This is a genomic window from Flavobacteriales bacterium, from assembly GCA_016715895.1.
In the GTDB taxonomy this organism is placed as follows: Bacteria; Bacteroidota; Bacteroidia; order Flavobacteriales_F; family PHOS-HE28; genus PHOS-HE28.
Genome location: JADJXH010000004.1, coordinates 990,430 through 1,002,564, shown reverse-complemented (window position 1 = coordinate 1,002,564; position 12,135 = coordinate 990,430). Strand labels below are relative to the sequence as shown.

The 12,135-nt window shown below is 64.1% G+C and carries 11 protein-coding genes and 2 pseudogenes; 9 read left to right on the top strand and 4 right to left on the bottom strand.

Features of this window, described 5'->3' with window-relative positions:
* Positions 1-52: 52 nt before the first annotated feature.
* Both IPM49_12890 and IPM49_12885 read left to right on the top strand, forming a co-directional pair.
* The gene (locus IPM49_12890) at positions 53-2,287 is read left to right on the top strand and encodes a T9SS type A sorting domain-containing protein (protein MBK9275415.1); all 2,235 of its coding nucleotides are present in this window, start codon (positions 53-55) and stop codon (positions 2,285-2,287) included.
* Between the two features lie 474 nt (positions 2,288-2,761).
* Positions 2,762-2,986: a hypothetical protein gene (locus IPM49_12885; GenBank protein ID MBK9275414.1), complete on the top strand. Its 225-nt coding sequence runs from the start codon at positions 2,762-2,764 to the stop codon at positions 2,984-2,986.
* Between the two features lie 21 nt (positions 2,987-3,007).
* On the opposite strand, the pseudogene IPM49_12880 reads toward IPM49_12885, so the two are convergent.
* Positions 3,008-4,043: pseudogene (locus IPM49_12880) on the bottom strand (IS630 family transposase).
* Between the two features lie 213 nt (positions 4,044-4,256).
* On the opposite strand from IPM49_12880, the pseudogene IPM49_12875 reads away from it, so the two are divergent.
* From IPM49_12875 to IPM49_12860, 4 genes and pseudogenes are all read left to right on the top strand, one after another.
* A pseudogene (locus IPM49_12875) lies at positions 4,257-4,439 on the top strand (4-hydroxyphenylpyruvate dioxygenase).
* Between the two features lie 103 nt (positions 4,440-4,542).
* Positions 4,543-5,391, top strand: a complete 849-nt coding sequence (locus IPM49_12870) for an AraC family transcriptional regulator (GenBank protein ID MBK9275413.1) — start codon at positions 4,543-4,545, stop codon at positions 5,389-5,391.
* A 175-nt stretch (positions 5,392-5,566) separates the two neighbouring features.
* On the top strand, positions 5,567-6,214 hold the full coding sequence (locus IPM49_12865; protein ID MBK9275412.1) for a hypothetical protein: 648 nt from the start codon (positions 5,567-5,569) through the stop codon (positions 6,212-6,214).
* Between the two features lie 9 nt (positions 6,215-6,223).
* The gene (locus IPM49_12860; GenBank protein ID MBK9275411.1) at positions 6,224-6,811 is read left to right on the top strand and encodes a hypothetical protein; all 588 of its coding nucleotides are present in this window, start codon (positions 6,224-6,226) and stop codon (positions 6,809-6,811) included.
* Between the two features lie 56 nt (positions 6,812-6,867).
* On the opposite strand, the gene IPM49_12855 is transcribed toward IPM49_12860, so the two are convergent.
* Entirely contained in the window at positions 6,868-7,419 is a 552-nt protein-coding gene (locus IPM49_12855) for a cupin domain-containing protein (protein MBK9275410.1), read from the bottom strand.
* A 29-nt stretch (positions 7,420-7,448) separates the two neighbouring features.
* Between IPM49_12855 and IPM49_12850 the strand changes: the two genes are divergently transcribed.
* Positions 7,449-8,051 (top strand): TetR/AcrR family transcriptional regulator, encoded by a 603-nt coding sequence (locus IPM49_12850; GenBank protein MBK9275409.1) that lies wholly within the window; start codon positions 7,449-7,451, stop codon positions 8,049-8,051.
* A gap of 106 nt (positions 8,052-8,157) precedes the next feature.
* Here IPM49_12850 and IPM49_12845 read toward each other — a convergent pair whose 3' ends face one another.
* Complete coding sequence (locus IPM49_12845) at positions 8,158-8,541, bottom strand: low affinity iron permease family protein (protein ID MBK9275408.1); 384 nt, start codon at positions 8,539-8,541, stop codon at positions 8,158-8,160.
* Between the two features lie 65 nt (positions 8,542-8,606).
* Here IPM49_12845 and IPM49_12840 point away from each other — a divergent pair, with 65 nt between their 5' ends.
* Entirely contained in the window at positions 8,607-9,491 is an 885-nt protein-coding gene (locus IPM49_12840) for a polyphosphate kinase 2 family protein (protein ID MBK9275407.1), read from the top strand.
* Between the two features lie 9 nt (positions 9,492-9,500).
* Here IPM49_12840 and IPM49_12835 read toward each other — a convergent pair whose 3' ends face one another.
* Positions 9,501-10,262: a hypothetical protein gene (locus IPM49_12835; GenBank protein MBK9275406.1), complete on the bottom strand. Its 762-nt coding sequence runs from the start codon at positions 10,260-10,262 to the stop codon at positions 9,501-9,503.
* A gap of 121 nt (positions 10,263-10,383) precedes the next feature.
* Here IPM49_12835 and aspS point away from each other — a divergent pair, with 121 nt between their 5' ends.
* On the top strand, positions 10,384-12,135 hold the full coding sequence (aspS, locus tag IPM49_12830) for an aspartate--tRNA ligase (GenBank protein MBK9275405.1): 1,752 nt from the start codon (positions 10,384-10,386) through the stop codon (positions 12,133-12,135).

Below are 12,135 nucleotides of genomic sequence, written 5' to 3'. Positions count from 1 at the left end.
CTTTGGAGCAACCGGTCGGTGGTGTTCCCGTCATTCGAGTGTCCTCCGGACCATGCCCGACCGATCTCCATACACGAGCTTCATTGTACGGACCGCTCTTCTGTTATTGTCCAACACGCCGGACGCGTTGGCAGCGGACGCGCAGGCTGTGCTCGCCATCAACCTGATCGCCTCGCAGGATGAGGACTGCCACCTGGCGAACGGGTCCCTGGAAGTGGAGGCCACAGGAGGGGTGCCGCCCTACACCTACACCTGGAGCAATGGCACCACCGGACCCTTGAACACCGGGCTCGCCGCAGGCAACTACACCGTGACCGTGGTGGACGGGAACCTGGACCAGGCACAGCAGACCTACACCGTGGGGAACGACTCGTGGCTGCCGTTCAGCAATGGCAACTTCCCCGCGCAGGACGGGCATGCCAACTGCCCGGGAAACTGCCTGGGCCAGTATCGGATCATTGAGAGCGGATTCCCTGGAACCCCACCGTACAGCTACAGCGAGCCCGTTGCCGGCTACGACTCCTTCGGCCACCCGTTCTTCTTCGAGCTCGGTGCCTGTGGAGGCGATGAGGTGACACTGACCGTGTGGGATGCGAACGGATGTACCGGTGATGTGACCGTGGCGATCGTCGAACCACAGCTCGGCGCGCCCGCCTGGGCGGTGAGCAACCTGAACGGCGCCTGTGGAGGCCTGCCCAACGGCTCGGTGACGATGACGAACGTGTACAACGGTGGATTCTTCGCGAACCCTGAACTGGAGCTGTACGATGCCAACTGGAACCTGGTGAACACCCGGTACAATGCCGGGGTGAACGAGACCTTCAACAACCTGCTGCCCGGCCACTACACGGCCAAACGGGCGTGGGTATCCGCTGGCTACCAATACACGGCCTACCCCTGCAATGGGGACACCTTGGGATTCGACATCCCGTTCCTGGGCATGGCCTGCGATGTGTTGAGCGGAACGGTCTACCTGGATGGCGATCTCGATTGTGTGAAGGAGACCGGCGAGCCCGGCCTGGCGAACACGGTGTTGGAGATCCTGCCCGGACCACACTACGCCATCACCGGCAACAACGGTTCTTACAGCATCAACCTGACCAACGGTGCCTACACGCTGGACCAGACACAACCCTCGCTGCTGGCCATTTGTCCGCCCGTGATGCCCGCCCCGTTCACCATGAGCGGGACGCCGATCACCCTGGACATTGCAGACACCCTGGACCCGGGCCTGGACCTGTCCGTGACCGCGCTCGGGAGCCTGGCCCGTCCGGGCTTTCAGTCCGTGCACTACCTGCAGGCGAAGAACCAGAGCCCGCAGGTGAGCGGTCCTCTGACCCTGCGCTACCTGCCGGACCCCACCCTGGTGTTCCAGAACGCGGACCTGACACCGGACCAACAACTCGGGGACACCCTGGAGTGGAGCTTCCCCCCGCTGAACCCGTTCCAGACCTTGAACATCACCGTGTTCCTGGACGTGCCCGTGGGTACCCCGATCGGACAGGCGCTCACCAGCACCTGCTGGCTCTCCAACCCGTTGCCAGAGATCACCCTCAGCAACAACACCTTCGAGCTGGAGCAGACGGTGACGGCCGGCTACGACCCCAATGACAAGCTCGTGCGGACGAGCACCGGATGGAGCGATACGCAGTACGTGATCGGTTCGGACGCCTGGCTGGAGTATACCATCCGCTTCCAGAACACAGGCACCGACACCGCCTTCATCGTGGTGATCACGGACACGCTGGGCATCGACCTTGACCAGGCCACCTACGAACAGGGCCAGGCCTCGCACCCCTTCGAGGTGGAGTTCCTTCCGGGCCGAATGGTGCAGTGGACGTTCCCGAACATCCTGCTGCCGGACAGCGGCACCAACGAACCGGCCAGCCATGGTCTGGTGCAGTTCAGGATACGGCCCACGCAGCCTGAACTCCCGGGCACGGTGATCATGAACGCGGCGGACATCTTCTTCGACTTCAATCCACCGGTGCGCACCAACGATGCCGTGGTGACCCTGGAGACCAGTACGCGTGTGGCGGATGGCCACCACACGTCCCTTGGCCTCGCACCCAATCCGGCATTCGACCAAGTGACCCTATCAGCCGGGGGCCATGCCATGGAACACGTGGAGATCCTGGACATGAGCGGGCGCACCATTCGCAGCAATGGCTTTGCACCAGCCTTGTCCGTAGTCGTGCCCTTGGACGGAATGCCCGATGGGATCTACTTGGTCAGGGTGATGCTCAGCGACGGGTCGGTCCTGCACTCCTGTCTTGTGAAAGGGTGATGACCGCGGCAACGACCGCGACCCGATCCTGGTGAACGTGGGGAGTACCACGCCGAACAACGTGCGGCTGGAGCAATTGCCCTGAGCGAACGGCTTCATCGGGTGAACGGGTAAGGCCCGTCGAAGCGTGCGTGCGGCTCCTCCGGGGGCCGTTCGTGTTCCCGCTCCGATCAGGCCTGTATCCCATGATCCGGCTCAAAACAGGTATTTCTACGCATAGCCGGTCGGGTAGGGGGGCCGAGTTTCGCAGGGTCTATCCGTGGTCCGAAACGCGGCCATCCCTTTAAGCACCTGCCCCAACCTTACCCCGCAGTCATGAGGTCTTCTTCCATCATTCGTCGCACCGCTGTCAAGTGCACACTGCTCTTCGCTTTCGCGTGTAGCGGCAATTGGGCTTCCGGCCAGTCTGGTCAGACGATCCTGTCGAACACGGGGCAACACTCCTGTGGATTCGATGAGATGCACCGGCGGCTGATGCGCACCGATGCCGGCTACAACCAGCGCGTGAACGAATTCGATGAGTTAGCCGCACATGCCCCCCAGGTGCACGACCGGGACCTGACCACCTACAAGGTGCCGGTGGTGTTCCACATCATGGATGATGGCAACGCTGAGATGGACCTGACCGATGACCAGGTGCGCACGGCGATCAAGGAGTTGAACAAGAGCTTCCGCAAGGTGGCAGGTTCATTCTATTGATCCGGCATTCATGATCTGGACTCAGGCTGCGTAACGAACGGTGTCTTTCTGGAACAGTGCGATGATGCGCTTGGGGTGTCGCTGGAGGGAACGCAGGAAGCGTGATGTGAAGAGTTCAAGCTGCCCCTTCTTGCGTGCTGGAGCGTGCTTGGTGACGGCATCCTTCAGCGCTGCGTTCGCTACTTCCACCGGGTTGAGTTCGGGCGAATAACTCGGCAGGTGGAAGACCTCGATGCTCTCCAGATGCTCCTCGAGCCATTCCTTGACCGGCTTGCTGTGGTGGACCCTGAGGTTGTCCAAGATCAGGGAACACCTTGTTGTCGCTATCCTTGACCAGTCTTCTCAGAAAGCCGATCAGGATGCTGCTGTTCAGTGCGCCCTTGAAGACCATCCAGCGCATTTCCCCGCGATTGGTCACCGTGGAGATCACCGAACAGCCGTGGCGGTTGTGGTTCACCCTGACCACGGGAGTGTGGCCTCGCAGGGAGTAGCTGCGCCCGCGAACGTCATCACTGCGCAGACCGGTCTCATCGCCCCAGTGGATCACGGCACCTTCAGCCTTGGCACGTGCACGGATGGCCGGATAATCCTCGTGCAGCCACTTGCGCACCGCCTCCGGTCGCTGCTCGTAGGCCTTGCGCAGTGGCTTCTGCGGCGTAAATCCCCAGCGCTCCAGATAGAGCCCCACACTGCGTATGGCCAGCTTGCGGTCGTAGCGCCGCTCGATCAGCTCGCGCACCGCTTGCCGGTTCCACAACGCATAAGGCATTTTCAACTGATCGGGCGTTCTGTCACGGATCAGCCGTTGTGTCTCCTTCTCCTGCTCACTTGTCAGGATGCGTCCCTTGCCCACCGGGCGACCGGTCTTCCACACACGAATGGCCTTCCAGCCACCGGCCTTGTACCGTTGCCAAGCTTCGTTCACCGTGTTGCGGGACATGCCACAGAGTTCGGCCGTTTCCTTCAGGCCCATGCCCTTGAGCCTGCATTGCACCGCCTGCCTACGACGCTCATTGAGCTCGGGCATCGACAGCTTCCTGGAGTCGTTCTCGCGCATGCCTCGGCAAGATCCACAGATCGTGCCGATCGTCCGCTATATCGATGCCGGATCAATAATGAACTGGACCCGTCGCCCTCTTCGACGCGGAGAACCGGAGCAACCAGCCCGGACATCTTGACGTCAGCGTCCGGTCAATATGCATCTCTGACATCCGTGTGCCGGACGGCCCTTGGGCCAGTTTGCACAAAGCGACATTCGACCAGGTGATCGATGGACCGTGACGACAAGGGCTACCTGCTGCAGCTCTTCACCAAGCCGGTGCTCGACCGCCCCACGATGTTCTTCGAGATCATCCAGCGCAAGGGCGCCAAGAGCTTCGGTAAAGGGTACTTCAAGGCCCTGTTCGAGGCGATCGAGCGCGAGCAGGAGAACCGGGGGACGCCGTACGAGTGAGGAACACATACACAGGACGCCCGCAACGGGCGCCATTCGTGCCTCACGGTCCGCCCTGCGTGAATGAGCTACACTTGCCCTTGGGCAGCTCGCTGCATCTTCCATGCGCAAACTGAAGTTCGACCGCAACCGCTACGGCAACGGGTTGTTGATCGATTCGGCCGACATGTCCACCTTCGATGGCAGCATCGTGGAGGCGGTGCCGGATTTCCACGTGATCGGCGTCATCGAAAAGGGTGATGGCTCCATGCACATCGGCGAGCATCGGGTGAAAGTCCGTCCCGGCACGATCATCACCATCAGCCCCGGCCTGCCGGTGGACCTGGGCGGCTGCGCGTTCGGCCGTGCCACGTGGATCTTCTTCGAGGCCGGTTTCCTGGACATCCTGTTCGAGGAGGCCCATTTCACCTACAAGTTCAGCTTCTTCAACGACCTGTCCAGTGCTCCTGCCTTGCGTCCCGGCAAGCGGTCGTTCCGGGCATGCGCCGGCCTGTCGCGGGAGATCCACGACGAACTGCGCACGCCTTCGGGGGACAGTGAAGCGTTCCTGCGGGCCGCGCTCCAGCTGTTGCTGGTGCGGCTTCAGCGGGCGCATGCGGTGCATGGGAAGCACGACGGTGGTGTGGTCAACGACGCGCGGATCCAACGGCTTCGCTATCTGCTGGCCAATAAAGTGACCGAACTGCGCACGGTGGAGGTCATCGCGGAGGAGCTGGGGATCAGTCGCGGCCATCTGCACAAACTGGCGCAACGGCACTTCGGTCGATCGGCGAAACAGCTGATCGAGGATCACCGCATGCTGCACGCGCGCCGGGCCTTGCTGTTCTCCGACGCCGATGTGGCCACCATCGCCTTCGGCCTGGGCTACACCGACCCCAGCAATTTCGCCCGCTCGTTCCGCCGGCACATGGGCATGGCCCCCGCCGCCTACCGCACGCAGGCGACAAAGTGACCGGCATTTCTCCGGATCGACCTGAGGCGACCATCGGGCCGCCTCTTGCTTTGTCGGCCTAACCGGAAACGCCATGTATCAACCACTCATCGCTGGCTTGGCCGCAGCTGTCCTCCTCGCCTGCAGCCCCGCCGTGGAACCAGAAAGATCCACCAGCTCAACAGCCACACCGACCATGAACGAGAAACCGATCATCGAGCTTGCCGTCCGTATGGTGAAGGACGGACAACAGGAGTCCTTTGAACAGGCCCGTAGCGCCTTCATCCAGGTCCTCACCCAACAGGATGGCGTACGGAACGACCGGGAGTTCGCCTCCTTCTATTCCCTGCCCACGCCGGATCCCCGACCGGTCTTCATCGGGATGACCCAATATCCGTCCATGGCGCGTGTGGGTGAGATCCAGTCCGTGCCGGCGGTGCAACAAGCCTTCGGTGCCTTCGCCGCCACCATGGACCTGAAGGCCTATGCCTTTCTGCAACAGACCGAGGGCAAGCCCTTCGATCTCGGCACGCTGATGCGTGGCGAAGGACAGGTCCTTGAAGTGGCCGTGCGCCGCACGCATGCCGGTCAGGAAGCCGAATTCGACCGCACCCGCAACGCCTTCGTGAGCATGTTGGACGGCCGCGATGGCGTGCTGGAGAGCTATGAGTTCGCCGTGGTGGGCGGCCCGGAAACGGAGCGCTTGAGCGTGGGCATGACGGTATACCGCGACCAGCAGGCCTTCAATGCCATCGCCGGTGCGCTGATGCAGCTGCCCGAGACGCAGGCCTACTTCGCCACCTTCGATGTGGTCGCCTCGCAGTTCGCCACGTCGATCAAATAGTGCGGAGCGATGACCATCGACATCAGGATTCACACCGCTGCGCAAGGCCGCGAGGTGCAACTGGATCAGGCGTTGGAGGCGCTTGCGCACGGATTGAAGAGCCATGCCGACGTGAAGCCCCTGGTGCAAGGCGCGTCGTTCTTCACCATGCCCGAACCGGACACCCAGCCTGTGGTGGTGAGCCTTACCGGATGGGTCGGCCGAGCCCCGGCTGCGCTCGACCAGGCGCTACCTGAGGGCGTTCTCCAGAAAGCCCAGGCCACCGTGGAACTGAACGACCATGACACGGATGCACTGACGGAGCATCTGCGCAGCGCAGGTGCCCTGGAAGTGGCCATCCGCACCCCGCGCAATGGACAAGAGGAAGCCTTCCTCCGCGAACGCGAGCGCTTCTTCGGGCTTGTGCGCCAGCAGCCCGGCTTCGTGTTCGAGCAGGAGCTACGAGCGGTGGATGGCCCTGTGCGCGCCGTACTGATCGGCTGGAAGGACCGCAACGTGTTCATGCAGGCGCTCGGCGTGCTCGGTCAGGCGCCGGAGATGGCCAGCTTCTTCAGCACCATCGACGTGCACGCCTACCAGGCCTTCGAGCGGAGCTGAGCGAACGGAAACGCTGCACTGCGCCGACCATAGCGCTGCAGCATCCTCGCTGTATCTCACACCACCGGCTCCGGCGCGTCCGCGTAGCGCTTGTGCTTGCCCGCCAGCCTGCCGAAGAACACCGTGAGGGGCCAGATCACCTTCTTCACGAAGCCCGGCACCTCCAGGATGTCGAACTCACCGGCGTAGCGCATGCCCAGGTAGGCACCATCGAAATCCTTGGGCCGCTGGCCGCCGTTCTCCCGAGTGCTGCGGTAGAGCTCGGTGAGGAAGTACTCCACGTTGTCGGCCGGCTGGATCCATCCGGTGCATCGCAGGGGTTCGCTCCCGGCCGCCCAGAACTTGTGGGGCACACCGGCGGCGAACGTCACGGTCTCGCCGGGTCCGTGCTCGCTCGGCTCCTGGCCCAGCACCTGCACGCCGATCCGACCGCTGACCACGGTGAGCGATTCCGCCTGCCGGTGGTGGACGTGCATCGGCGGACCGGACCCAGGCCGCACGAGGTTCTCCACGATGAGCTTGTCCCCTTTCGGGTCCTTCTCGATGCGGACGAAGGTGATCTGCTCACCCGCCCCGCTTTCGATCACATGAGGGCGTTCGTAGTTCATGTGCGTACATTAGGACGTTGTCCAAATATATGGCGGAACACAAGATCACGACCAAGGGGCAGGAGAAACGCGAACGGATCCTGTCGACAGCCCTGGACCTGTTCAACAGGTATGGCATCGAGTACGTGGGTGTGCGGGAGATCGCGAAGGCCCTGCACATGCGACCGGGCCACCTCACCTACTACTTCCCGGACAAGGAGCGCATCGTTCTGGCGATCGGGCAGGGCCTCGCCGCCGCCAATGATGCCATCTACCCGAACGGCGAGGTGCGCTCGCTGGCGGAGTTCTTCCGGCGTTTCAAAGCCCTCCTTTCCAACCATGTGCACTACCGCTGCCTGCTCACCAGCATCACCCGGGCGCTGGAGCGCGATCCGCGGATGCGCCGGGGCTATGCCGCACGGCAGGAGCGACGGATGAACGACCTGCGTGCTTGCTTCCGCGCTCTGGTCGCCGCCGGCGAACTGCGCCGGCTCACCAAGGCGGAGGAGGATCACCTGGTCGCCTGTTGCAGCCTCATCTCGCGGGGGTGGGTGGTGGAGGCCGTGGCTTCCGGCTTCGACCCGGCGGACCGGATCCCTCACTACCTCGGCATGCTGCGCATGATCTTCGCTGTGTACAAGGCCGGGGCCTGATGGACATGAGCCGCTTCCGGGACTGTCCGCCCACCGGATGTGCGCAGCCCGGAGCCGGGAGCGATACCGATCAGGTCGAACGGGCGTCCGAAGGTGCGCTCATCCTTCATCCATCCCGCTCCCGTTGCTCCCGGGCCAAGGCCAGATAGATCGCGCGGATCCGCTCCAGCTCATCGTCATCCAGCTCCTCCAGATCGAGCAACGCGTTGTTCGCTTCCTGTTGGACGCGGATCAATTCATCCAGCTTGATCTGCAGCGCCTCGGTGTCGCGGTTCTGCGTGTTCTGGATCAGGAACACCATCAGGAAGGTGACGATGGTGGTGCCCGTGTTGATCACCAGCTGCCAGGTGTCGCTGAACCCGAACAACGGCCCGGTGATGCCCCAGGCCAGGATGACCACCATGGCCAGGATGAAGGTGACCGGCCTGCCAGTGACGAGCGAGACCCGCTTGGCGAAGCGTGTGAACGGAGAATTGACCCTTGGGACCATGACCGTGCGATCGCGGCGTAAAGATCGTACGGCCCCCCATTCCCCCGCGCGTAGCTTCACCGGCCATGAAGCACCTGCTGAACGACCCGCGCCTGGTGGTGGACACCCCGGGGCATTTCCGCCTGAAGGACCATGTGACGGACCTGCCCGAGGAGGGGGACAAAAAGGAGCTGAAGGAGCGGTTGGAGAAGGACCGTGAGCGCATCAGCGACCTTCAGGAACTGCTGTACGCCGGGGGGCGCCATGCGTTGCTGCTCATCTTCCAGGCGATGGACGCGGCCGGCAAGGATTCCGCGATCCGGCATGTGATGAGCGGCGTGAACCCGCAGGGTGTCCGCGTGTGGAGCTTCAAGGCGCCGAGCTCGCTGGAGCGGAGCCACGATTTCCTCTGGCGGCATGTCCAGGCGGTACCCGAGCGCGGCCACATCGGCATCCACAACCGCAGCCACTACGAGGAGGTGCTGGTGACCCGGGTGCATCCGCAGTTCATCCTGGGGCAGAACATCCCCGGCGTGAGCAGCGTGAAGGACATCGACGAGGCCTTTTGGAGCGCACGCTGCGAAGCGATCACCGCTTGGGAGAAGCAGCTGGCCGCGAGCGGCACGGTGATCATGAAGTTCTACCTGCACATGAGCCGGGCCGCGCAGAAGAAGCGCTTCCTGGAGCGCATCGACGACCCGGCCAAGCACTGGAAGTTCAACCCGAACGATGTGGCGGAGCGGGCCCATTGGGACGCCTACATGCACGCCTACGAACAGGCCATCGGGGCCACGGCCGCACCTCATGCGCCGTGGTACATCATCCCCGCCGATGAGCAGTGGGAGAGCCGGGCCTTGGTGGGACGGCTGATCCGCGAGCGGCTCGAAGCCCTCGACCTGCGGCCTCCGAAGTCCGACCCGGCGGTGGTGGATGCCCTGGCCTCCTGCCGCGCCGCCCTGATGGCCGAATGAGCCTTCGGCTCACGGCCGCAGCAACCGCCGCACCAGGCGGCGGTCCGGTGTGCGCAGTTCCACCAGCAGCACGGCGGACGATCCCGCAGGCAGCGCCCAACTGCGCTCACCCGGCCCCACCGGCATGCTGAAGAGCGCGCGACCCGTGAGGTCCCAGGCCGTGATCTCCGCTTCGCGCAGCTCCGCCCCACCGACCAGATGCAGCCGGTCGTTGCGGATGAGCAGCTCCGCCTCGTCCGACCCGCCCGGATCAGGCACCGACGTGGCCAGGCATCCGTCGACGAAGGTGTCGAACTCGGCCAGGGTCATGCTCTCGGTGGCGCCCTCAGTGAGCAACGGACCCGAGACCACCCCGTTCGCATAGCTTAGCCAGTACACCCCGCAGATCGAAAGCTGATGGTCCGTGGGCGACTCCAGGCTGGTGCCGCAACCACCGTTGCCGGACAGGTCGCAATCCTGGATCGCCCACAGCACGGTATCCCCATCGGCCACACCATCCACATAGTGACGACAGAGCAGGCCACAGTCGCCCCACACGCGCACCACGGCCCCCGGCACCAGGGCTCCGCTGAAGGTCTGCACCACCCGGACATCGGCCCCGTAGGCCACGCTGCCTTCCTTGACGGCGAGGATGATGTTGTCCGGCACCCACCATTGCGGCTCGGGATAGGGCGGTGCCAGGGTTTCGCAGAAGGTCTGCGGGCCGAAGCAGGAACAGGCCAGGGACAGGGCCGGGGCCAGGGCGGCGGCGGCAAGGACCGGGTGGCGCATGAGCGTGGACTTTCCCCGAAGATGGCCCGGGAGCTGCACCGCGCTGCCCCGGCAGGGCCGGCCGGTTCGCCCCGCCACGAGCGGCGCGGCCCGGTATCTTCGCGGCCCGCCACGCTTCCCCATGTACCGTACGCACACCTGCGGCGAGCTTCGCCTCACCGACGCCACCAAGACCGTGACCCTCGCCGGATGGGTCCAACGCGCCCGCGACCTCGGCGGCATGACCTTCGTGGACCTGCGCGACCGCTTCGGCATCACCCAGCTCAGCTTCAACATGGAGCGCGACAAGGGGCTGTGCGAGCAGGCGCGCCAGCTGGGCCGCGAGTTCGTGGTGCAGGCCACCGGCACCGTGCGCGAGCGCGAGAGCAAGAACGCCCACATGCCCACCGGCGAGATCGAGCTCATCGTCACCGAACTGAAGGTGCTGAACGCCGCGAAGACGCCGCCCTTCACCATGGAGGAGGAGACCGACGGCGGCGACGAGCTGCGGATGAAATACCGCTACCTCGACCTGCGCCGCGCCAACATCCGCCGCAACTTCGAGCTGCGCCACCGCATGGCCATCGAGGTGCGCAACTACCTCAGCGCACAGCATTTCCTGGAGGTGGAAACACCCGTGCTCATCAAGAGCACACCCGAGGGGGCCCGCGACTTCGTGGTGCCGAGCCGCATGAACGCGGGTGAGTTCTACGCGCTGCCCCAAAGCCCGCAGACCTTCAAGCAGCTGCTGATGGTGGCCGGCTTCGACCGCTACTTCCAGCTGGTGAAGTGCTTCCGCGACGAGGACCTGCGCCAGGACCGCCAGCCCGAGTTCACGCAGATCGACTGCGAGATGGCCTTCGTGGAACAGGAGGACATCCTGAACACCTTCGAGGGCCTGGCGAAGCACCTGTTCCAGGCGATCCACGGCATCACCTTCGATGGCCCCTTCCCGCGCATGAGCTTCGACGAGGCCATGAGCGGCTACGGCTGCGACAAGCCCGACCTGCGCTTCGGGATGAAGTTCCACGAGATGAACGACCTCGTACACGGGAAGGGGTTCAAGGTCTTCGACGAGGCCGAACTGGTGGTGGGCATCAATGCCGAAGGCTGCGCCGGCTGGACCCGCAAGCAGACCGATGCGCTCATCGACTTCGTGAAGCGCCCGCAGATCGGGGCCACGGGAATCGTGTTCGTGAAGTGGACCGAGGAGGGCCTGAAGAGCACGGTGGACAAGTTCTTCACGCCGGAACAGCTCCAGCATTGGGCCGCACGCTTCGGCATGAAGCAAGGCGACCTGCTCTGCGTCATGGCAGGCAAGGCCGACAAGACCCGCAAGCAACTGAACGAGCTGCGCCTGCACCTGGGCGACCAGCTCGGCCTGCGCGACCCCAAGGTGTTCAAGCCGCTGTGGGTGATCGACTTCCCCCTGCTGGAGCAGGACGAGGAGACCGGACGCTGGCACGCCATGCACCATCCGTTCACCGCACCTAAGCCCGAGGATGCGCAGAAGCTCTTCGACCAGCAGGACCTCGGCCGCGTGCGCGCCAACGCCTACGACCTGGTGATCAACGGCACGGAGATCGGCGGCGGCAGCATCCGCATCCACGACCGCGCCATGCAGGAGGCCATGTTCCGCGTACTGGGCTTCACCGACGAGGACGCCCGCTACAAGTTCGGCTTCCTGATGGACGCCTTCGAGTACGGCGCACCTCCGCACGGCGGCGCGGCCTTCGGCTTCGACCGCTGGGTGGCGCTCTTCGGCCACCGCACGGACATTCGCGAGTTCATCGCCTTCCCCAAGAACAACGCGGGCCGCGACACCATGATCGACGCGCCGAGCCGGATCGATCAGGAACAGCTGAAGGAGCTGGGGATCGCGGTGAAGGGGTGA